We start from the raw sequence: 23,181 nt of genomic DNA on the forward strand, positions 1-23,181 counted from the left end.
GTGCTAACAGCTAATAATAAAATAACATATTGATATTTTTTTGTCAAATAATAATCTGAATTATTTTCTAATTTATTTTAAAAAAACCAGAAAAACTTCGTTTGCCAATAGTTTTCCTTTTGCTGTCAAATAAAGACGATTATTACTCTCTGCTAAGAGAGATTTGTTTTTTAGTTTATCCACCGAATCTCGGTAAAGATTATTAAAATCTTCTTTAAAGTTTAAATAAAACTGATGTAAACTTAAACCAGCTCTAGTTCTTAGAGCCAGAAAACAATATTCGGCCATCCTGTCTTCTTTAGTTAAAAAATTTATCTCTCTTTCTACTTTTTGATCTGCTAAAAAACTTTTTAAATATTTATTTAGATCAGCCCTATTTTTATATCTTATTTTACCATTAAAAGCAGCTGCACCTGGACCTAAAGCAAGATAGCTATTATAACGCCAGTATAGATAATTATGTTGAGCTCTATAACCACTTTTGGCAAAATTAGATATCTCATAATTATTATAACCTGCTTTTAAGAAGAAGTTCTGGGCAAAATTATACATTTCTGCATCAATTTTATCAGCTGGCAGTTTAAATTCACCTTTTTCTAATCTCTGATAAAAGGGTGTTTGTTCATGAATTTCGAGATTATATAAAGAAATATGGGGTGGATTAAAAGAACTTAGGATTTCTAAATCCCTTTTAAATTCTTCCCCACTTTGTTCAGGTAGAGCAAAAATCAAATCCAGACTATAATTACTAAAGTACTTTTTGAGCAATTTAATTGAGTCAATATTTTTCTCTCGACTGCTATTTCTACCTAAAAAATCTAAAAATTTATTATTAAATGATTGAATACCCAAACTGATGCGATTGACTCCCGCTCTTTTATAAGCGATAATTTTTTCTTCACTTAAAGAAAGGGGATTAGCTTCGATTGTTATTTCTGCAGTTGGAGGAAGTTGAAAAGAGCTTCTTATTTTTTTAAGCAGGGCAAATATTTTTTCACCACTAATTAAAGATGGTGTTCCTCCACCTATATAAATTGAACGCAGTAATTTATTATCTACAGATTTAATTAAAGACTCTAATTCCTGAAAAAGGGCGGCCCAATACAGGTCCACCCTTTTTTTATCATATTCAACTGAATAAAAATCACAGTATGGACATTTAGAAAGACAAAATGGGATATGAATATAGAGAGCTGAAGCTTCATTAAATCTAATTTCTTTACTCATCTTCATGCCTTTCTAGAACAGTCATAAATGCTTCCTGAGGAATTTCCACACTACCAACCTGTTTCATTCTTTTTTTACCTTCTTTTTGCTTTTCAAGCAGTTTTCTCTTCCTACTTACATCTCCACCATAACATTTTTGCAAAACATTTTTTCTAACGGCAGGAATGTTAACTCTGGCGATAATCTTTCCGCCAACTGCTGCCTGAATCGGTACTTTAAACATATGACGTGGAATTACCTCTTTTAATTTCCTAGTTAATGCATTACCACGCTGATAAGAATTTTCTTCATGGACTATGGTAGATAAAGCATCAACAACTTCTTTATTAACTAAAATATCAAGTTTAACAAGCTTCGATTCTTTATAACCTTCAAACTCATAATCAAGGGTTGCATAACCCCTGGTTCTTGATTTTAACTGATTAAAAAAGTCTGTAATAATTTCACTTAAAGGCATTTCATATTTTAAATTAACCCTGTCTTGATTTACATACTGCATATCTTTAAATTCACCGCGGTTTTCCTGACATAATTCCATTGCCTGACCAACATACTCTTCAGGTAGGTGAATCTCTGCAGTAACAAAAGGTTCTTTTATTTTTTCGGTTTCAGATGGGTCTGGAAATAAGGCGGGGTTTTCTATTTCTAATTCTTCCCCATTTTTCTTAATTATCTTATATTCTACACTTGGAGCTGTAATTACTAAATCAAGATCATATTCTCTTTCCAGCCTTTCCTGAATTACTTCCATATGAAGTAGGCCTAAAAATCCACAGCGAAAACCAAAGCCAAGTGCTTCTGAGGTTTCGGCTTCAAAAGTAAAAGAAGCATCATTTAACTGCAGTTTTTCTAAAGCCTCTTTTAAAACTTCATAATCAGCATTATCTGTTGGGTATAAACCACTGAAAACCATCGGTTTAACCTTTTTATATCCGGGTAGAGCTTTATCTGCAGGTCGATCTTTTTTGGTTATCGTATCACCAACTCTACAATTACGAACATCTTTTATACCAGCAATAATATAACCAACCTCACCAGAACTTAATTCATCTTTTTCTTTCATATCAGGGGCAAAAAATCCTACTTCATCTACCTCATAACTCTTTTTATTAGACATTAGTAAAATTATATCATCTTTTTTAACAGAACCTTCTACAATTCTAACATAGGCGATAACACCCTGATAAGAATCATAAAAAGAATCAAAAACTAAAGCACGAAGTGGTTCATTACCTCCTGCATATGGGGCAGGAACCCTTTCGATAACAGCATCTAAAATTTTATCAATATTGGTACCATCTTTAGCACTTGCTAAAATTGCTTCATCTGGATCGATACCAATATCCAGCAGCTGTTCTTTTACCATATCTGGGTTGGCAGCCGGTAAATCAATTTTATTGATTACAGGAATAATCTCCAAATCATGTTCTAAAGCTAAATAAATATTGGCCATGGTTTGAGCCTCTACACCCTGGGCAGCATCAATAACCAAAAGAGCTCCCTCACAGGCAGCAAGACTTCTTGATACTTCATAGGAAAAGTCAACATGGCCTGGTGTATCAATTAAATTAAGTTCATAACCCTGATAATCAATTGTAACAGCCTGAGCCTTAATAGTTATTCCTCTTTCTCTTTCTAAATCCATTTTATCTAATACCTGAGCCTGCATATTTCGATCTGTAATTGTATTTGTAAACTCCAGCATACGATCAGCCAGGGTAGATTTCCCGTGATCAATATGAGCAATTATGCAAAAGTTTCTTATCATATCAGTCTGCAAATAGCTTCCTCCTCTAAAATTTAATGCTGTTGTAATTATAACACCACCATATTTTATAATCAAGCATATAGAGATTAAAAAAGACTTTTTAACCCTTGCATTTTATAAATTTACATGTTAAAATTGTAATGTTGCAAATCAAGTCTGAAATTATAAATATCCATTATCAAGAGGGGGTGAAGTTAGATGCCTATTATTAAGTCTGCAAAAAAGAGAGTTAAAGTTACAGAAAAGAAGACTGCTCAAAATCGCGAATGGAAAAATAAACTTAAAACAGCCATCAAAGATTTTGAAAATGCAGTTGAAACAGGGAATAAAGAAGAAGCAGAAGAACAGTTAAGAGAGACTATTAAGGTCATCGATAAGGCTGTATCACGCAATATAATTCATAAAAATAACGCAGCCCGCAAAAAATCCCGCCTCACAAAAATGTATAATAATATGTAAATAAAAAAGATAGCTATCTTTTTAATTTTGAAAACTCATCCAGCTTGGATGGGTTTTTTTGTTTTTAATAGTTGATTGCTTTAATTATTATCATTTCTAAAGCAGTATTTTGATCTGGATAATAGCCTGTTAAGAAATGATAATTAGCAGTTAAGATTTCTTCTAAGATCTTTTCCAATTCTAATTGAGTGAAATTCCTAGATCTCTGCAGAGCTTTTTTAACAGGATAGGGATGTTTATTTATTTTTTTGGCAATTTCTTTATTGTTTTTTGTAAACTGACTGTAAAACTTAACCTGCATCAATAATTCAATTTGATTTGCCAACATTGTTAATAAATATAGCGGATATACCCCTTTGTTCAGCATTTCCTTAAGACTTAAAAGAGCTTTATCAGTTTTCTTCTCTCCGATCAGATCTAAAAAAGCAAAGATCTCTTCATCTTCTATAAATCTTTCCCGACTGATTAAATCTTTTATATCATAATATGATATTTTTTCTTTATCAGGAAATCGAGTAACTATTTTCTCGATTTCAGCGGCAAGAATCTCTAATTTGTTGCTGAACATATTCTCTAAGACTTTAATTGACCTTTTGTCAATTTTTTTATTATATTCTCTAAAGCGGCTGACAATCCATTTGTCTAAATTAGAGTATTTAGGAGCTTTAAACTCATGATAACTGCCCTGTTTTTTTATTCTTAAATATAATTTTTTTCTTTTATCTAATGGCTCAGGACTCAAAATTAATAAAGAGGTGCTTTCAGCTAAATTTTCAAGCAAAGCAATAAACTTTTCTGCTTCTTTTTTATCAAAAGAATCAGCTGCTTCTAAATGAGAAATCACAAATCTTTTTTCACTGCCCAAAGGTGGAGTTTGAACTGCACTCTTTAACCTTTTTAAATAATCTTCTCCCGGCTGAACAAAGGACAAATTAAAATCTTTAATTTCCTCATCCACAAATTTATCGATAAACTTTTGCTTGAATTCTTCTCTAAGATAATTGTCTTCTGAACAAATATAATATAATTTTTTTAATTTATTCTCATTGGCTATAAAGCTTTGAACTTCCATAGTCTGTCCCCCAAAAAAAAATTTAATTACTTCTTATCTCATATCTTATCATAAATAATCAAAATACCGCAAACAATCTGCTTGAATTTAACTCTCAATTTAGAAAAGAACTGATCTTTAAAGTATTTCCATCAGTTTTCACCACTACTGCACCAGCTTGATCAGTTCGAAAATATTTGATTTTTCTCTGCTCCAAATTTTTTAGTACTTCTTCTGCCGGATGATTAAAGTTGTTTCTTCCCACCGGAATAACTGCTAAATCAGCCTGAATAGCATCTAAAAAGAAAGGACTGCTGGAAGTGTTGCTGCCGTGATGGCCCACTTTTAAGACATCAATTTTACCTGGTTGATGTTCTTTAATTATTCTTTCTTCACCACAGCTGTATAAATCACCGGTAAAAATAAAGCTGCGGCTGCCATATTCTAATAAAAAAACGAGAGAATTTTTATTTTCATCTCTATAAATTATATCTTGAGGAGGATTTAAAAAATCAAGCCTGCAGTCTGCAATATTTAAAAAATTATTTTCTGAGAGATAAAACAAATTTATAGCTTGATTATTTTCAGTATAGTCAATAATAAAATCTTTATATTGATCTCTTTCTGCTGCTCGGGCTATCAATATATTTTTAACCCTTTTCTTTTCCAACAAAGCAGGCACTCCACCTGTATGATCATCATGAAAATGACTTATCAGAAGATAATCTATTTTTGCTACTCCTTTGTAATTTAAAAAAGGCAGAATACTGTATTCTACATTTCTTCCCTGATAGCCAGGTGGTCCAGTATCTACAAGCATATTCTGACCATCTGGAAACTGAATATATATTCCATCTCCCTGGCCTACAGCGATAAAATGAACTTCTAAAAGCCCTGAATGAAAAGTAGAAAAAAGCAAAAGAAAAATAATCAAAAAAGATAGCAATATAACTTTTCTAAAGCAGCTAAACTTTTTCTCATTCAGCTCAACAATTCTCTTTTTGAAAACATATGGTAAAGAAAACAAAATTATATAATATAGAAAGATTAAAATAAGATTTGGTTGAGAAATTGTGATCATTCTTCCCTGAATATGAGTCATAAATTCTAAAGCTCTAAAAAATATGTTTAAGCTTAGATCTAAAGCAGGGCCAAACAAATAGGCAAGTTGAGCTATAAAAGTGCTTAAAATAACTATCACTAATATTAAGGGCAGCAAAAAACTAATAGCCGGAATAACCCAAAGATTTGTGATTAAAGCTATATAGGCATATTGACCAAAATAATATGCAATTAAAGGTATCGATGCCAGCTGAGCAGCAATAGATACTGCAAAAACTTTGTTGACATATTCTGCAAGCAGAGGTGTTAAATAATACAAGGTCAAAACTAATAAATAGGATAGCTGCAGCCCTACTGTAAACAATAAATAGGGGTTGATAAGTAGATTTATTATGAGGCTAAAAGAAATTATATTTATAAAATCAGGCTCACGGTTAAAAGCTTCTGCCCACAAATACAATAAAGCAAATATTGAAGCACGGATAATTGAAGCCCTTGCTCCAACCAAAACTATATAGATAAGATTAAATATTGTTATAAACAATAAAGCATTTTTTCTTTTTGCAAAGATATTAAAGGCAAAATAACTAAAAATCAGAATAATTATAGCTATGTGTAGACCAGAAATAGCAAGTAAATGGCTGGCTCCAGCTGCTTGCAAAAGTTCTTCTTTCTGATAAGTTATGGCAGATCTTTCTCCTAATAAAATCGCTTTGATAAATGCTGCATTTTCTCTGCTGAGCAAATTATCTATAGTAGAAAGCAGCCTGCTTTTAGCAGTGATAAGATAATTCTTATAGGAAAATTTTCTGTAATGATAGTTTATATTTTTAACTGACCAACTTTGCAGATAGATTCCATCTCGCTTTAAAAATCTTCTATAACAAAAGCCCCCAGGATTTTTTTGCACTTCTGGTAGTGATACTCTAAACTCAGCCGAAATAACACTATTATTATCATAGTGATAAAAGTTTTCTTTAGCTGTTATTATCTTACCATATTTAACTTTTTCTCCATTAATATAATCAGCTTTAATATAAAGGTAATCCCCTTCTAAATCGGCGGGATCTATTATAATTCTTCCTCTGATATTTATATAATCTTCAGTAAGATAATTCAAAATAGAATAGGAACTGTAATATTTATATTCCTGATAAGAATATAGTCCACTACCCAAAAAGAAAAATAACAGTACTAAAAGAATGATCAGCTTTTTTTTAGAAAGATTAAATTCATAAATAAAGTAATATAAAAAAAGCATAAACTGAAGAAATAGCAGCAGCTTTAAAAAGAAGAAATACTCTATTTCAAAGAAAGTTCTCGCTAAAATAACTCCCAAAACCATTGCAGAGGCTATATATATAAATGCTTTATTATTGAGCTTCATCTTAAACTGATCTCATCTCTGATATTATCTAAAGTTTTTTCTCCTATTCCACTTATCTTTATCAGCTCTTCTTTACTTTGAAAAAGGCCATTTTCTTCTCTATAATTGATTATTGCTTGAGCTTTTGCTTCTCCAATTCCACTCAGCTCTACCAGCTGATTAAGATCTGCCCGATTAATATTGATTAATGAACCGTTATTTTCTCCAGCTATCACAGCCAGATTATTTAAATCAATCGAGTTTTGCTCTTTAAAATCATTTTCCTCTCTATTTCTCTGTTCAATATTTGGAATTATAATTTTTTGGCCATCAGCCAATGTCACGGCAAGATTTATTAATTCCAGATCAGCTTTATCAGTTAATCCACCTGCAGTTTTAAGTAAATCAACAAGGCGATCTCCTTCCTTTAGCTGATAAACTCCAGGATTATTGACTTCCCCAGCTAGATGAACAATTATTCTAAAGTTTTCTTCAATCTCGCTGGCACTTTCTTCGCTAATTAATCCTTCCTCTTTTTCTTGAGTATAATCTATACTGTAATTTGGGCTCTCATTAAAAAAATAGGAAAATAGTGAGAAAAAAAGCAAGATCACAAGCAAAAAATATTTTTTATCAAGTTTTTTCAACAATTTATCCACCCCCTATCTAATAATTATGGATAAATAATAAAATTCCTGTAAAATAATTACAAAATACCCAAAAAAAATAACCGACCCTCAAGTCGGTTAACTGCATTATTTTTAAAAAATATGATTAAATTAGTTTCTTAAATGATCTTTGATTTTTTTAATAATCAGGTCATTGGCAATTTCATTTAAGCCACCATGAGGAATTATTATATCAGAATAATATTTGCTTGGCTCAACATATTTCTCATGCATCGGCTTAACTGTACTTAAATACTGTCTTTTTACAGATTCAAAACTTCTATCTCTTTCTTTAATATCCCTACTAATTCTTCGCAAAAGTCTTATATCAGCATCTGTGTCTACGTAAATTTTTAAATCAAATAATTTTCTTAAGATTTCATAATGGAAGATTAAAATCCCCTCTACTATGATAATTGCTGCCGGATTAACCCTCTTTTTTTCAGCTAATCTTTCATTTGTTTTATAAGAATAAACAGGCCTTTGAACAGCCTCTCCCTTTTTCAGCTTTTTTAATTGTTTAACCAAAAGTTCTGTTTCAAATGAATCAGGGTGGTCAAAGTTTATTTTCTCATCCTCTACTTTAAAATGAGAACGATCATAATAATAATAATCATGTTTTAAAATTATTGCATCTTCTTGAAAAGAATCCTTTAATATTCTGGCAAGTGTTGTTTTACCAGATGCAGTCCCACCTGCAATTCCGATTAAAAATGTCTTCATTTTTTTGCCCCTTTTAAATTTTATAATATTCTTTTTTGTCATTTTTAAATTCTACCCTATACATCCCTTTATAAATTATACTATAGTTGATGATAATATCAATAATCTCTTTGAGATTTTTATCTATTCTGATAGTTCTTCTGCAATCTGATTCAATAAAATCTGGAAGGGGAATCACCTGGTGTTCAATTTTATTTTCTTTTAATATTTTTTCTGCTTTTATAGAATCCTCTGTAGATTGAAAGATTATTATATAGTAACTATTATTTTTTCGCAATTTCTTTAACTCCTTTTCCTCTCTTTTATTTGCAAGTTTAAGCCAAAAATATTTTTTCTGCAATATCTAAGATTAAATCCTCTTTAAGCTGTTTGGGTAATAATTTGCTGGTTTTGATAAAGCTCGGAAGTTTTTTTCTTAAAGACTTATCTTTTTTTTGGTGATTGATCCTAACTAATTTTAATAGTTTTTCAAATTGATAGATTTCAAATCTATTAATATTATTTTTTTCTGCCAGTTTTTCTAAAAGAACAACCAAAATTTGTCCATAATCAGCTTTATGATCTAAGTCAAGCAAATTAACCAACTTGGGAATAAAATTTTCGAAAAAAGAGCGCTGATAAGCTTCATCGGGAAAAGAAAATTGTCTTAAGAGCTCTTTTTTATCTGCTTCACTAATATCAAGTAAAAAATTGAGAAAATAATTCTCTGCTTCAGTTTGATTAATATAATATTTTTTTCCAGACAAATTTTTAAAGTACTTCATCGTATCATAGTAACCCATCTTAATATTACGTCTGGCATTTTCCTGATCAAAATTAAGCATTCTACCTAAATATTCAGATGGATTAATATATATTATTTCGGAATCTTCATCTACTTTTTTGCCAATATCACCCAAGCCATATGTTCTAATAGCTATCAGTTTTTTATAACCTTTATTTAAAAGTGTATTGATAGGTAGGTTATTATAAAAACCACCATCAATTAAAATCTTACCATCTATTCTTTCCATTTTAAAAGCAGGCAGATAAGAACTTGCTAAAATATAATCTACTACTTTACCTTCGGGAATATCTTCTAAAAACAGCTCAAGTGGTTTAAAATCACTTAAAGAAAGGGTTACGATAGCAAAATCAATATCTGAACTTCTTAGTAACTTTTCATCTACATTTTCTTTTAAAAGAGATTTTAAATATGAATTATCAAGCCCTTTATTTTGTAAAACTTCTTTTGCCTTAGCTATAAAATAAACAAGATTGTCCTGGTTAATAGTAAGATTAAGCAGTTCTGATAAATATTTATCTTCTATATCTAAAACCTGTGAAGTTGAAACATTATACCAGTATTGATATGCTTCATCAAGTTTTCCCTGAACAAACATCGCCCCATTCATCGCTCCAATCGATGTTCCTGCTACAGCAGAGATTTCGATATCCAGCTCTTCAATTGCTTTTAAAGCACCTATATGATAGGCACCTTTTGCTCCACCACCTTCAAGCACTAAACCATACAATTTATCTCCCTCCTCAGCCAAAGTAAATTGCTCTAACTATATTAATATTTCTTGAGAAATCTGCATATCCCTTTAAAAAGTATTAATTCAATTTTTATTTTAATTATTTTTTTAAGCTTTGATTTAACTTTGCAATCGAAGCAAATTAGCTTTTCGCTCAATTTTGTATTCAAATTACTGCTGATATGATATAATAAAAGCAGATAAAGCTTGACATAACTGACTACTCACAAAAAAAATTAAAAAGAGGGAAGGTGAAGAGCTTGCAAATTATCACAATTTCTCGCCAAACAGCAAGTGGTGGCAATGAAATTGCTGAAGGTCTTGCTAATAGATTGGGTTTTAAATTAATTAATCGTGATTATGTTCTAGAAAACTGGCTGCCAGATGTTGCTGATGAACACCAGCTGCATATGTTAAAACAGAGCCGCAAATTCTACAACCGCTGTATTGATCAGAAATATGGTTTAGAAAAAGAGCTTACATTTGCTGATTATATAGAAAATAGACTAAAAGATTTAGCCAAAGAAAAAAACCTGCTTATAGTAGGCTTAGGCTCTCAAATAATATTTAGAGAGCATTCTCGAGCAATCCATATTAAAACAGTTGCCTCTCATCAATATAGGGTCAATAAGCTCTCCAGAAAATATGGCCTTAAAAAAGAACAGGCTGAAAGGATAATTGAACTAAGTGACCGCAAAAAACGCCGCTATGTATGGCAGGTTCATGAAGTAGACTGGGCTGATCCAACACTTTACCATTTAAGCATAAATAGTGATGGAATTGAGCTTGAACAGGCTTTAAGTATAGTAAGTAATTTAGTGGATTTTAAAAAGGAAAGCCCCAGGGCTCTTAATGAAAAAAAAGTTGAGGTAGAAAAAGAGAAAAAAGACTACGATTTTGCTCATCCCAGTGAGAAAGAATTTGCTAAGATTCTTGATATGCATAATATCAAATGGGAATATGAACCAACCGAATTCCCCCTTGAATGGGATGCAGAAGGAAATATTAGTATGGGGTTTAGACCTGATTTTTATCTTACAGAATATGACACATATATTGAATTAACAACTATGAAAAGGAAATATGTTACCGAAAAAAATAAAAAAGTTAAACTACTTAAAAAAACTTATCCACACATAAATGTTAAAATCGTATATAAAAAAGATTTTCATACTCTAGTTGAAAAATTTAATTTTAACAAAGGAGAATAAAATATGGAGACAGATAAAAATTTAGGTAAAATAGTTTTTAATGAAACAGAAATCTCAAAAAAAGTAGGAGAGTTAGCTGCTCAAATTAATAAAGATTATCAAGGCAAAGAAATCATAATTGTTAGTATCCTTAAAAGTTCTCTCTATTTTATGACAGATCTAACCCGCCAACTAGAAATGCCTTTAAAATTAGACTTTTTAGAAATCAGCCATTACAGTGATGAAGATGATTCTGGAATCATAAGAGTTACAAGGGATTTAGAATTTAGTATTGCCAATAAAGAAGTCCTTATAATAGAAAATATTATAAGGACCGGTCTTACTCAAAGCTATTTGCTTAGAAATTTAAAATCTAGAAACCCAAAAAGTCTAAACATCTGCTCCTTTCTCAATAACACCGAGAAAAAGTTAGTAGAGCTGCCTGTTCACTATAATGGTTTTGAAGTTGATGATGAATATTTAGTGGGTTATGGTCTAGATTATAAGGAACAATATAGAAACTTACCCTATATTGCTGAATATCAGTTATAGTCAACTAGCTTAAACTTATATCTTTGTTTTTTAATCTACTAGAATTAAGGATTACACTAATTGAACTAATGGTCATGGCTCCAGCAGCTATAATAGGGTTTAAAAAGCCTAAAGCTGCAATTGGAATTGCTATAGTATTATATATAAAGGCCCAGAATAAATTCTGTTTGATAGTGGCAAATGTATAACGGCTTAATTTTAGGCCCGAAACAACAGAACTTAACTCACCACTAACTAATGTTAGGTCTGAAGACTCAATAGCTATATCTGTACCAGTACCAATAGCAATTCCAACATTAGCCTGTTTTAAAGCAGGTGCATCATTTATTCCATCACCAACCATTGCCACAACTTCTCCTTGAGACTGGAGTTTTTTAACCTCATTCGATTTATCTTCCGGTAAAATCTCAGAGATAACTGATTCAATTCCAACCTGATCTGCAATCGCTCTAGCGGTTCTTGAGTTATCACCTGTTATCATAATAGTTTTTAAACCCATTGCTTTAAAAGCTTTAATTGCTTTTACAGAATCTTTTTTTATTGTATCAGCAACAGCAATAATTCCTATAGCCTGACCAGCATAGGCGACTATCATAGCAGTTTTTGCTTCTTCCTCTAAACTAATTATCTTATCTTTTAATTCTTGAATATCTATCTCTTTACTTTCCATGAATTTTTGATTACCTACAAGTATAACTTTATCCTTTAAAACTGCTTCAATACCTCTACCAACTACTGCATTAAAATCTTTAGTTTCCATAAACTCAATATTCTTTGCTTCGGCTTTTTTAACGATTGCTTCAGCAAGTGGATGTTCTGATGATTTTTCAGCACTTCCGGCCAGCTCTAAGACTTTATTTTCATCAAATTCTCCAGCAGCTATAATATCAGTTACTTCTGCCTCACCTTTGGTGATCGTACCGGTCTTATCAAGAACTACCGCAGTAATATCTTTCATTGTCTGCACTGCTTCTCCATCCCTGATTAAAACACCATTTTCTGCTCCTTTACCTGTACCTACCATTAAAGCAGTAGGGGTTGCTAAACCAAGTGCACAAGGACAAGCAATCACTAAAACAGCTATACTGGCAAAAACAGCAGTGGTTATGGCTTGAGTTCCACCTACAATAATCCAGGCTACAAAAGTTAAGATAGCTAAGGCAATTACTGTTGGAACAAAATATGAAGTTACTTTGTCAGCAAAAGCTTGAATAGGAACTTTTGAACCCTGAGCTTCTTCTACCATTTTGATTACCTGGGATAAAAAAGTATCTTCTCCTACTTTGCTTGCTTTAACTTTAAGAACTCCCTGCTTATTAATTGTTCCCCCAATAACCTCATCACCTTCTAACTTTTTAACCGGCATAGATTCTCCAGTAGCCATTGATTCATCAACAGCACTTTTGCCTCCAATGACTTGACCATCAGTTGGAATTTTCTCTCCCGGTTTAACAAGCATAATATCTCCTACTTCGACCTCTTCGACCGGAATCATTTTTTCCTGCTCAGCAGTTATTATTCTTGCTGTATCAGCACCAAGTTCCATCAACTTTTTTATTGCCTGTGAGGCCTTTCCCTTAGCTTTGCTTTCCAGATATTTACCTAATAAATGAAAAGCCATAATACCTGCAGCTAAACCGAAAAATCTATCCAGGTCAAAAAAGAATGATGAAACACCATAAGCATAAGCAGAAAAAGTACCAAGTGTTATTAATACATCCATATTGGCTCCACCATGTTTAACTGAATTAAATGCTCCCTTGTGGGTCTGATAACCGAGTATGAAGACAACTGGAAAAGCAAGGGCAGCTTCAATTAAAGCTTGAACAAAATTGGGAACAGCTAAACTATATCCTAAAAGTGAGCCAAACATTAAGATAAAAACCGGAATGGTAAGAACAAAGGCATAAATTAATTTCTTACGCGCCTTTTCCATTTCCATATTTTCCTCTCCTGCTTTAGCTTCTGAACCAGAAATTTCTTCACTTTCTACCTCATAGCCTGCCTCCTCAACAGCCTTAACAATATCTTTTTTCTTTGTTAAATCAGCCAAATATTCCACATGACCTTTTTCGGTGGCAAAATTTATATTAACTTCCAAAATACCATCTAATTTTTTAATATTTTTTTCAATAGCTTGAGCACAAGCTGTACATGACATACCTTTAATCGGTAGCTCAAGCTTATCCTTTTTAGTTCCATAACCACTATCGATTATTATTTTTTCAATTTCTGCAAGCGAAATTTTATTTTCCTTAAACTTAACGGTAGCTTTTTCAGTATTGATATTTACATTTGCTTCTACTATAGCTTCAGTATTTTTTAAAGCCTTTTCAACACTTTGGGCACAGGAAGCACAACTCATACCTGTAACTGAAAAAGTTAATTTTTTCTCAGACATTTATAAAACCTCCTAATTTTTCAAGCATTTATACCCCTATTGGGTATCTTAAATATAGTATAACACTCAACTTTAATTCTGTCAAAAAAAATTCTATCCCAAGTCAGACTCAGAATAGAATTGTTTAAATAATATTATTTATTGCTTTTTTTAATATCTAATATAAGATAGCTGTATTATAAATTCTTAACCCATAATCCTCTTTCATAACCCTTTTTATGATCGGTCTCAACACAGTTAAAACCCAAACCCTTATAAAAATTAATAAGTTTTTTATTTTCCAGTGAAGAATAGAGCTGTAAAAAATGAGCTTCTTTTTCATTTAATTTCTCAACAGCTTTTTCAAATAATGTGCTGCCTAAACCATGGTTTTGATAATCTGGAGCAACAGCAAATCTTTTCAATAAATACCTATGCTCAGCAACTTCTTCTAAACGTAATGAAGCAATTATTTTCTCATCATCAAGCATGATTAAAACTATATTTTTTTCAATATCAGCATATATATCCTCAATACTTTCTTTAAGTGCAGAATTAACCACTTTTTGTTTTTTATTCTTTGTTTTTCCATAATCAGCAAAAGCTTTTTTCATAAGCTCATTTATTCCCTGAGCATCTGTTTGGGATGCCTGTCTACATGTATACTCTATTTTCGGACTAAATTCTAACAGCATTTTCACCACCCCTAAATTGTTGCTGCCATAACAGCTTTTATAGTATGCATTCTATTTTCTGCCTGATCAAAAACCTTAGAATATTTACTCTCAAATACCTGATCACTAACTTCCATCTCCGAGATCCCAAATTCCTTTAATATCTTTTTGCCATTCTCTGTTTCACTGTTATGATAGGCTGGTAAACAATGTAAAAATATTACCTCACTATTTCCAGTATTATTAATCATCTCCATATTAACCTGATAATCTTTTAGCAGCTCAATTCTTTCTGCAAATTTCTCTTCTTCACCCATAGAAACCCAAACATCAGTGTAGATAGCATCTGCACCTTTTACCCCTTTGCTCGGATCTTCTGTCATTTCTATTTCAGCACCGGACTCTTCAGCTAGAGCTTTGGCTTCATTAAGCAAATCTTTTTCAGGCCATAATTTTTTAGGTGCCACAACGGTGAAATTAACACCCATTATTGCAGAACCAATCATTAAAGAATTAGCCACATTATTTCTACCATCACCTGTATAAACAAGGTTGATGCCTTTTAGCTGAGAAAAGTTTTCTTCTATAGTTAAAAAATCGGCTAAAATTTGCGTAGGATGAAAAAGATCTGTTAAGCCATTCCAAACTGGTACTCCTGCATACTCGCCCAATATTTCAACAGTTTGATGCTTATAGCCTCTAAACTCTATTCCATCAAACATCCTACCTAAAACTCTTGCAGTATCAGCAACCGTTTCTTTTTTGCCTAGCTGTATATCATCCTTACCCAAATACTCAGTACTTCCACCTTCATCTTTTGCTGCCACAGCAAAAGCACACCTTGTTCTGGTAGAAGGCTTTTCAAAAATTAAGGCAATATTTTTTGCAGCCAATAAATCCCCTTTTATCCCTGCTCTTTTTTTTGCTTTCAGTTCTTTTGATAAAGTTAATAAATAATCGATCTCTTGTTGGGAGTAATCTTTTAACTTCAAAAAGTTCCTCCCCTTTAGATTAAAAGCCATAATTATCTCCTCCTTAAATTCTCACGGCCAAATACTCAATAATTTTTACTCTAAAACTAAAAAATCCCCGCTCTCTTATTCATAAGAGACGAGGTATTACCCGTGTTACCACTCTAGTTGTCAGTCTTAAAAGTTAATAACTAACCACTCAAAATCTAACGCCATTTAGCGTCTCCCCCTACTTATTTCAGAAGAGATCCTCCAGGTGCGTTTCAAAATGCATTTTAGACCGAACTCACAGCTGCTCCGGCTTGCTTAACTAAAATTACAAATCTACTTTCCCTTCTCAGGATATAATATATTATTTTTTATAATTATATATACAATCTGAAAAAATTGCAAGTTTATTTAAAAAGTAAAAATATTCTGACAATAATCTAAAGCTCTATATTTTTCCACTTCCCTTTTTTGAAACGGAAGAATACATAGCTTCCGCGAACAGTCCAATCAACCACCATAGCCAACCAACCACCGGCCAGGCCTAAACCAAATCTATGCACTAATAAATAGCCTAAAAGTAATCTAAAAACCCAGCTGGATACAGCAGTACTGTAAAAAACAGCTTTGGTATCTCCAGCTCCCCTTAAAGCACCGGCAAAAATAAAATGAGTTCCCATCTGTAACTGAGAAAAGGCTATTATTCTTAAATTCAGTGAACCCATAGCTATTATATCTGGGTTAGCTGTATAAAGTCTGATCAAAAATTCTGGAAAAAGCAGAAATATTAATGCCATAAAGCCCATGATTAAAGAACCAATCTTCCAGGCTTCATAACTACCTTTTTCAGCCCCGGAAAGATTATCTGCCCCAATATTTTGGCCAACTATAGTTGTAGCAGCTACAGCTATTCCAAAACCAGGCATATATGAGATAGATTCTGCATTTATTGCTATCTGATGGGCTGCATAGGCAGTTGTCCCTAAAGCTGCGATAATCCTAACAAATAATAATTGGGCCATTCGGCGGACCGATTCTTCTAAAGCAGTTGGTACCCCTACTCTAAGAATCCTCTTAATCAATCTTAGTTTTATTGTAAAGAAATTTTTAAAGTCCATTTTCAAAACACTATAATTAGAAAAAGATAAGATTAATAAAACAATTCCCCCAAATGAGCGGGCTAAAGTTGTTGCCAGGGCAGCTCCATTTACTCCTAATTCTGGAAAACCCAAATTGCCAAAAATCAAAAGATAGTTTAAAACTATATTGAGTAGATTTACAACTATATTCACTTTCATTGGAATTTTAGTTTCACCTGCACCTCTTAAAGCGGCAGTTACAATAAAAGCAAGCACCATAAAGACAAAGCCGGGAGTCATTATTCTAAGATATGAACTACCAAGTGCTATAACTTCTGTTTCTCCACCCATAAAAGTTAATAATTGAGGAGCGGTAAAATAAAATAATAAAGCAGCACTTAAACTAAATAAAATTGAGATCAGTATAGACTGCTGAAGAACCAAAGCTGCATCTTTATTTTTATCAGAACCAATAAATCTAGAAACTAAAGCAGTTGTACCAACACTTAAGGCAGAAGCAAAAGCAGCCGTAAAGAAAACAGGCTGCATTGTTAAACCGATTGCTGTCACAGCTGCTGCTCCTAAACGGCCGACCATCATCATGTCTACTATGTGGGTTATAGTTGCTAAAAACTGTTCGGCAATTACAGGCCAGGCCAGTTTTAAGATAACTTTTTTTGTAGAACTAGCTTCTGTTATAATTGCTTTGTTGTCTTTACCCACCTAATTCACCCTCGATTTCTAAAGAAAATTAATTTTCATAGTAGACTTCTGCATTATTAACTATTCTAATTATTTCCGGATGAAAATAACTTTTTGCACCAGCTTTTTTATCAACAAATCTCAAAAAAGCAAAAGATAATAGAAAGCCGGCTGCTGAACCTATAATCCCTGCCATTTCATCAGCTAGGGCAAAAACAGATAATAAAGAACTGCCGGCAAAATAGCCAGCAATTATTGCTGCTAAAGGTAGTAGGTAAACCAAAAAAGCGGAAAACAAAACAGGTTTTGCCCCCATCTCCAGCTCCACCATACTACCAACCTCAGCATCTAAAGGATCATTGACCAAAACATCTATTTCATCTAATTCATGGCTCTGCTCAGCCCCTAAAACACATTTTTCATCACATTTATTACAGGCAGAGCTTCTGACAATTCTAACAAGGCTCTGTCCATTTTTTTTATCAATAACTCGAGCCATTTCTTTCATGATTTTCACCTCAATTTATTTAATAACAAGGTTAACTAATTTGGAAGGTACATAAATAGTTTTAATTAATTCACTACCTTCTAAATATGATTGAACCTTCTCTTCTGCCATAACTTTTTCTTTTACTTCTTCTTCTGATATATCAGCATCTACATTAATTTTCTCCCTTACTTTACCATTGATTTGAATAACAATTGTTATCTCATCTTTTTCAAGTGCTGATTGATTATACTCAGGCCAGCTCGCCAGATGGATACTCTCTTCATAACCGATCCTCTCCCATAATTCCTCACTCAAAAATGGAGCAAAAGGAGCTAATAACAAGAGGGTGTTTTCAGCTGCTGTTCTCAGTAAAGCAGAATTTATCTCAGCTTCTTCGCGGTCATTTAAATAAGAATATACCTCATTGGTTAATTCCATGATAGCACTAATTGCAGTATTGAAGTTCAGTCTTTGCCCAATATCTTCACTCACTTTTTTAATACTGCTGTGCATAATTCTATATAATTTTTTAGCATCTTTGTCTAATTCAGCAGGCTTTATTTCTGCTTCTTCGTTTTTAATTAATTCAATATTATCAGTAATATATCTCCAGACCCGATTTAAAAAGCGGTTGGCACCTTCTACCCCTTTATTGCTCCATTCCAGATCTTTTTCGGGAGGAGAAGCAAAAAGAATAAATAGGCGGGCTGTATCTGCACCATATTCTTCTAAAATATCTTTAGGATCAACCACATTACCCTTAGATTTAGACATTTTAGCACCATCTTTTAAAACCATACCCTGGGCTAACCAGTTTGTAAATGGCTCAACAGCTTCTGCCATCCCCATATCATGGACTACCTTGGTGAAAAATCTAGAATAAAGGAGATGTAAAATAGCATGTTCAATCCCCCCTATATACTGATCAACCGGGAACCATTTATCTGCCTTATCTTTGGCAAATGCTTTTTGCTCATTATTTGCATCAGTATAGCGGAGAAAATACCAGGAAGAATCAACAAATGTATCCATAGTATCTGTTTCTCTTTGAGCAGGTCCACCACATTGAGGGCAGCTAGTATTAACAAAGTCATCTACCTTCTTTAATGGTGATTCACCACTAGGAGAAAATTCAACATCATGGGGTAATTCTACAGGCAAATCTTCTTCAGGAACTGCAACTGCACCACAGTCATCACAATAAACTATCGGGATCGGTGCTCCCCAGTAACGCTGTCTGGATATTAACCAGTCACGTAACCTGTAATTAGTCTCTACTTTAGCAAAACCTGCCTCAGAAAAGTCCTCAGCCATTTTAGCAAAGGCTTCTTTAACACTTAAGCCATTATATTGATCTGAATTAATTAAATAACCATCATCAGCATAAGCCTCTTCCATTTCAGATCCTTTTAGCTTATCTTCTATATCCTCAGGCTGAATGACTGCCTTAACAGGGATATCATATTTTCTGGCAAAATCAAAGTCGCGCTGGTCATGGGCAGGAACTGCCATAATTGCTCCAGTTCCATAACTCATTAAAACATAATTAGCTATATAGATTGGAATTTCTTTGTCATTAACCGGGTTAACTGCATATGCACCGGTAAATATACCTAGTTTTTCACTTTCAGCTGAAGTTCTTTCTTCTTCTTTTTGCTTTTTAACCTTGGCTATAAATTCTTTGACCTCTTCTTCTTTCTCACTTCCCTCAGTAAGTTCACTAACCAGAGGATGTTCTGGTGCCAACACCATATAAGTTGCACCATAAAGTGTATCCGGTCTGGTAGTAAATACTTCTAAATGCTCATCTAAATCTTTTAAGGGAAAATTTATTCTAGTTCCTTCACTACGGCCGATCCAATTTTTCTGCATTGTTTTTACCTTTTCCGGCCAGTTGTCAAGCTCTTTAAAATCATCTAAAAGCCTATCTGCATATTCTGTTATTTTTAAAAACCACTGTTCAAGTTCTCTGGGTTCAACTTCGGTCCCACAGCGTTCACAGCCTTCATTAACAACCTGTTCATTTGCTAAAACGGTTTCACAGCTGGGACACCAATTAACAGTAGATTCTTTTCTATATGCTAAATCTCTTGCAAACATTTTGGCAAAAAACCACTGGGTCCATTTATAGTAATCTTTAGAAGCTGTAGTTACTTCTCTATCCCAATCATAGCTTAAGCCCATTGCTTTCATCTGTTCTTTCATATGGGCAATATTTTTCCAGGTCCATTCTTTGGGATGAATATTGCCATGTTTAATCGCTGCATTTTCAGCTGGTAAGCCAAAAGCATCCCAGCCCATAGGATGAAGAACATTATAGCCTTCCATCCTTTTATATCGTGCAACTACATCACCAATGGAATATACTCTAACATGTCCCATATGTAAATTGCCTGAAGGATAAGGAAACATTTCTAAAACATAATAATTTTCCTTATCTGGATCAGTACCTGTTTTATCTAAATTTGAATTTTCCCATCTTCTTAACCATTTTTCTTCCACTTTATCAAACGGATAGTAGTCCTGCAAAGATATTCACTCCTCTTATTTGTTTTTAATTATTTTACTCTTCTTCTCTTAATATTTTTTCAGCATCTGCCCAGAGTCTTTCAAGATCATAATATTCTCTTTCTCTTTTTTGAAAAACATGGACTATCACATCGGAATAATCCATCAGCACCCAGCGAGCATCATCAAGACCTGCTACTTTTTTGGGCTCAATACCTCGTTTAGATAGTTCTTCATCAATTGCTCTGGCAACAGCTTTAACCTGTTTATCAGAATTAGCACTACAGATCACAAAATAATCTGCAATCACTGTTAATCCTTCAACATTTAAAATATCAATATCTTCTGCTTTTTTATCATCAGCTGCCTGGGCAGCAATTATTGCAATATCTTTGATAGTTGTTTCTGACATTTATTAATTCCCCCTCAAATTGGATAGCTCAAAATCATGGCCTAAAATAATCTCTAAATTTTTTGCAGCTGAATCATCTTCTGCAAATTCTGTTTCTGCATTAATAAGTTCAGCCAATTTATTTACTGTTCTTTGATCTTCCTCATTAAAATATCTGATCAATGAATTTTGATAGTTAAAATGATCTGCATTAGAAATAGCTTCAATTTGAAAACCGTATTTTCTTAATAAATCAGCAGTATTAGAAGCTATACCATAACCACCCTGTCCATTAAGTATTCTTAGTGTGTAATTTTTGTTATTGATATAAGATTTATTTCTAACCAGGTTTTCAACCATCACCTGGGTTCTATCCCAATCAACGATCCAATAACTAACTCCACCCATATAGCGAGCTTCTCCGGGCAGGGTTCTAATTTCTATATTGTTTAGATCTATATCTTTGGCGGTTGACAAAAATGGACTAATATCTCTAATCGGTATGTCTGTATCAATAGATCTATTAATTTCTCTAAAAATTCCAGGTAAGCGGGCTACAGTTGAAGGAGAAATTGCTTTTTCAATTACAGCATCAACAAATTTTTGCTGTCTTTCTATTCTTCCTATATCACCACTCCGATCACGATAACGAACATATTTAAGGGCATCTTCACCACTTAAATACTGCTGGCCTTCACTGATATTGATGTATAAACCACCAGCTCTGTCGACATAATATAAATCTTTTTCAACCTCGATTTCTATGCCCCCAAGTCTATCAATTATATTCTCAAAACCTTTAAAATCAGATGCTAAATAATAATCAATTTCTATTTCCAGTAATTCTTCTACTGTTGCTTTTGTTAATTCTATCCCACCTCTAGCAAAAGAAGTGTTTAGTTTAGTGAAATTTTTACTTTCTAAGTTAATAAATGTATCTCTGGGTAAAAATATTACCCCTGCTTCATTAGTGTCAATATCGATAGAGATTAAAATCATCGTATCTGCCCTGGAGGCTCCCCCATTGATAGCAGAGTCATAACCTACAGCTAAAATATTAACTTTATTATCCTCAAAAGGACCCCCTGTAATTTGGCTTAATTCATCATTCCAAATATAGGCAAAGGCAATACCGATTATCAGCATAAAAATAATCAAAGAAATATATTTCCAATCTGTTAATTTTTCTAACATTAATTATCACTTCTCTTTAGCAAAAATTTATTTCGTAATTCATTGGTATATGGATGAACAGGATTATCAAGTTCAAGCTGATATAAAATGCTGTAATGAGCTATTAAATAAATACCATTCTTTAGGTCAGCCTTTACTCTCTTTCTGATCTTATCTAAGCCTTTAAATTGACGACCTTCTTCGATAAAATCAGCTGCATATATTATTTGAGCAATAATTCCCATTTCTGGATGACCTAAGGTGTGGTATCTTATAGCTTCAAGTATTTGATGATCTTTGAGCTTAAAATCTTTTTTAGCCAGTTCAGCTCCTGCTGGAGCATGTAAAACTGCTGGAATAGACCATTCCAGCTCATCAATCTTCCACTCTGAATCTTTAAGCAAAGCTTTAATTTCAGCTTGTTTAAATTCTTTAGCAATATCATGTAAATAAGCTGCAGTTTTTACCCTCTCTAAATCAGCCCCATGAATTTCTGCTAATTCTACCGCAGCCTTAACAACTTTTTGGCTATGCTCAAATCTTTCTCTATTTAAATATTGCTTGATTTCAGCCAGCCCAATATTTTTCTCAAAAAAATCTCTATTCTCCATTTTATCACCTGTATAATTTTTTTCTATCAATATAAGCTACAACATTATCTCGACTTAAATATTTAATTGAATTATTTTTTTTAATTTGATCTCTGATAAAAGATGAAGAAAGATCAATGCTTATACCCTGATAAAGCTTAAGATTATCTAAATATGCCTGATATTTTTCTTTTGCTAAAATTTTATCCAAATCATAACCAGGCCGTTTAAAAACAATAAATTTACCATTAGCTAATAAATATTCAGGTTTATGCCAGTCAAAAATATCTGCCAGAGAATCTGCTCCAATAATAAAAAAGACTTCTTTGGCAGCAATAGTAGGCACAAATTCTTTTAAAGTTCTGGCAGTATATGAATAACCTTCAGCCCTGATCTCCCAGTCTGAAACCTCAAAAAAAGGGTTATCTTCAACTGCAAGTTCAACCATCTTTAATCTATCTTGATCAGAACTAACACATTGATTTCTTTTATGAGGAGGTCTACCAGCAGGCATAAAAATAATTTTATCGAGTCCAAAATAATTTTTAATCTGTTCAGATAAAATTAAATGCCCTAAATGGGGAGGATCAAAAGTCCCTCCAAAGATTGCTACTTTGTTATTTGACATACTTTCCACCTCTAATTTCATACA

General features: G+C 32.8%; 21 protein-coding genes and 1 other annotated feature. Of the genes, 3 read left to right on the forward strand and 18 right to left on the reverse strand.

All coding sequences use genetic code 11. The features are described from left to right. Positions 1-72: 72 nt before the first annotated feature. Positions 73-1,227 carry a radical SAM family heme chaperone HemW gene (hemW, locus tag LJ207_RS08715; RefSeq protein WP_229346108.1) on the reverse strand — a complete coding sequence of 385 codons (1,155 nt, stop codon included), beginning with the start codon at positions 1,225-1,227 and terminating at the stop codon, positions 73-75. Further along, positions 1,220-2,995: a translation elongation factor 4 gene (lepA, locus tag LJ207_RS08720; RefSeq protein ID WP_229346147.1), complete on the reverse strand. Its 1,776-nt coding sequence runs from the start codon at positions 2,993-2,995 to the stop codon at positions 1,220-1,222. The genes hemW and lepA overlap by 8 nt, the downstream gene beginning before the upstream one ends. Before the next feature lie 198 nt (positions 2,996-3,193). Between lepA and rpsT the strand changes: the two genes are divergently transcribed. Further along, positions 3,194-3,454: a 30S ribosomal protein S20 gene (gene rpsT / locus LJ207_RS08725; RefSeq protein ID WP_229346109.1), complete on the forward strand. Its 261-nt coding sequence runs from the start codon at positions 3,194-3,196 to the stop codon at positions 3,452-3,454. 64 nt (positions 3,455-3,518) lie between these two features. Here rpsT and holA read toward each other — a convergent pair whose 3' ends face one another. The 6 genes from holA to LJ207_RS08755 all read right to left on the reverse strand — a co-directional run bounded on the left by holA (position 3,519) and on the right by LJ207_RS08755 (position 9,838). After that, positions 3,519-4,526: a DNA polymerase III subunit delta gene (holA, locus tag LJ207_RS08730; protein WP_229346110.1), complete on the reverse strand. Its 1,008-nt coding sequence runs from the start codon at positions 4,524-4,526 to the stop codon at positions 3,519-3,521. Positions 4,527-4,620: 94 nt separating this feature from the next. After that, positions 4,621-6,954, reverse strand: a complete 2,334-nt coding sequence (locus tag LJ207_RS08735) for a DNA internalization-related competence protein ComEC/Rec2 (RefSeq protein ID WP_229346111.1) — start codon at positions 6,952-6,954, stop codon at positions 4,621-4,623. Further along, entirely contained in the window at positions 6,951-7,580 is a 630-nt protein-coding gene (locus tag LJ207_RS08740) for a helix-hairpin-helix domain-containing protein (RefSeq protein ID WP_229346112.1), read from the reverse strand. Before LJ207_RS08740 ends, LJ207_RS08735 begins: the two co-directional genes overlap by 4 nt. 132 nt (positions 7,581-7,712) lie before the next feature. Beyond that, entirely contained in the window at positions 7,713-8,324 is a 612-nt protein-coding gene (gene udk, locus LJ207_RS08745; protein ID WP_229346113.1) for a uridine kinase, read from the reverse strand. Positions 8,325-8,337: 13 nt separating this feature from the next. Continuing rightward, entirely contained in the window at positions 8,338-8,601 is a 264-nt protein-coding gene (locus LJ207_RS08750) for a putative Se/S carrier protein (RefSeq protein ID WP_229346114.1), read from the reverse strand. A 37-nt stretch (positions 8,602-8,638) separates the two neighbouring features. Then, complete coding sequence (locus LJ207_RS08755) at positions 8,639-9,838, reverse strand: patatin-like phospholipase family protein (RefSeq protein WP_229346115.1); 1,200 nt, start codon at positions 9,836-9,838, stop codon at positions 8,639-8,641. A 254-nt stretch (positions 9,839-10,092) separates the two neighbouring features. Between LJ207_RS08755 and LJ207_RS08760 the strand changes: the two genes are divergently transcribed. Together LJ207_RS08760 and hpt are read left to right on the forward strand one after the other, a co-directional pair. Then, positions 10,093-11,052, forward strand: a complete 960-nt coding sequence (locus LJ207_RS08760; RefSeq protein WP_229346116.1) for a cytidylate kinase family protein — start codon at positions 10,093-10,095, stop codon at positions 11,050-11,052. 3 nt (positions 11,053-11,055) lie between these two features. Beyond that, complete coding sequence (gene hpt / locus LJ207_RS08765) at positions 11,056-11,583, forward strand: hypoxanthine phosphoribosyltransferase (RefSeq protein WP_229346117.1); 528 nt, start codon at positions 11,056-11,058, stop codon at positions 11,581-11,583. Positions 11,584-11,587: 4 nt separating this feature from the next. Here the strand turns inward: hpt and LJ207_RS08770 are convergent, their stop codons facing one another. From LJ207_RS08770 to nadD, 10 genes are all read right to left on the reverse strand, one after another. Next, complete coding sequence (locus tag LJ207_RS08770) at positions 11,588-13,984, reverse strand: heavy metal translocating P-type ATPase (protein ID WP_229346118.1); 2,397 nt, start codon at positions 13,982-13,984, stop codon at positions 11,588-11,590. 176 nt (positions 13,985-14,160) lie between these two features. Then, positions 14,161-14,658 carry a GNAT family N-acetyltransferase gene (locus LJ207_RS08775; RefSeq protein ID WP_229346119.1) on the reverse strand — a complete coding sequence of 166 codons (498 nt, stop codon included), beginning with the start codon at positions 14,656-14,658 and terminating at the stop codon, positions 14,161-14,163. Between the two features lie 11 nt (positions 14,659-14,669). After that, positions 14,670-15,665, reverse strand: a complete 996-nt coding sequence (gene argF / locus LJ207_RS08780; protein WP_439649682.1) for an ornithine carbamoyltransferase — start codon at positions 15,663-15,665, stop codon at positions 14,670-14,672. A 75-nt stretch (positions 15,666-15,740) separates the two neighbouring features. Next, positions 15,741-15,956 (reverse strand) — a binding site (T-box leader). Between the two features lie 80 nt (positions 15,957-16,036). Continuing rightward, on the reverse strand, positions 16,037-17,398 hold the full coding sequence (locus LJ207_RS08785; RefSeq protein ID WP_229346121.1) for an MATE family efflux transporter: 1,362 nt from the start codon (positions 17,396-17,398) through the stop codon (positions 16,037-16,039). Between the two features lie 28 nt (positions 17,399-17,426). Further along, positions 17,427-17,885 carry a SoxR reducing system RseC family protein gene (locus tag LJ207_RS08790; protein WP_229346122.1) on the reverse strand — a complete coding sequence of 153 codons (459 nt, stop codon included), beginning with the start codon at positions 17,883-17,885 and terminating at the stop codon, positions 17,427-17,429. Positions 17,886-17,900: 15 nt separating this feature from the next. Then, complete coding sequence (gene leuS, locus LJ207_RS08795) at positions 17,901-20,396, reverse strand: leucine--tRNA ligase (protein WP_229346123.1); 2,496 nt, start codon at positions 20,394-20,396, stop codon at positions 17,901-17,903. A gap of 34 nt (positions 20,397-20,430) precedes the next feature. Next, positions 20,431-20,787: a ribosome silencing factor gene (gene rsfS / locus LJ207_RS08800; protein ID WP_229346124.1), complete on the reverse strand. Its 357-nt coding sequence runs from the start codon at positions 20,785-20,787 to the stop codon at positions 20,431-20,433. 3 nt (positions 20,788-20,790) lie between these two features. Next, positions 20,791-21,960 (reverse strand): LCP family protein, encoded by a 1,170-nt coding sequence (locus LJ207_RS08805; protein ID WP_229346125.1) that lies wholly within the window; start codon positions 21,958-21,960, stop codon positions 20,791-20,793. Beyond that, a complete protein-coding gene (yqeK, locus tag LJ207_RS08810) occupies positions 21,960-22,550 on the reverse strand; it encodes a bis(5'-nucleosyl)-tetraphosphatase (symmetrical) YqeK (RefSeq protein WP_229346126.1) in 591 nt (196 codons plus the stop codon). Before yqeK ends, LJ207_RS08805 begins: the two co-directional genes overlap by 1 nt. A 4-nt stretch (positions 22,551-22,554) precedes the next feature. Then, positions 22,555-23,157, reverse strand: a complete 603-nt coding sequence (gene nadD / locus LJ207_RS08815; RefSeq protein WP_229346127.1) for a nicotinate-nucleotide adenylyltransferase — start codon at positions 23,155-23,157, stop codon at positions 22,555-22,557. Between the last annotated feature and the right edge of the window lie 24 nt (positions 23,158-23,181).

The organism is Halanaerobium polyolivorans (genome assembly GCF_020711195.1).
GTDB lineage: Bacteria > Bacillota > Halanaerobiia > Halanaerobiales > Halanaerobiaceae > Halanaerobium > Halanaerobium polyolivorans.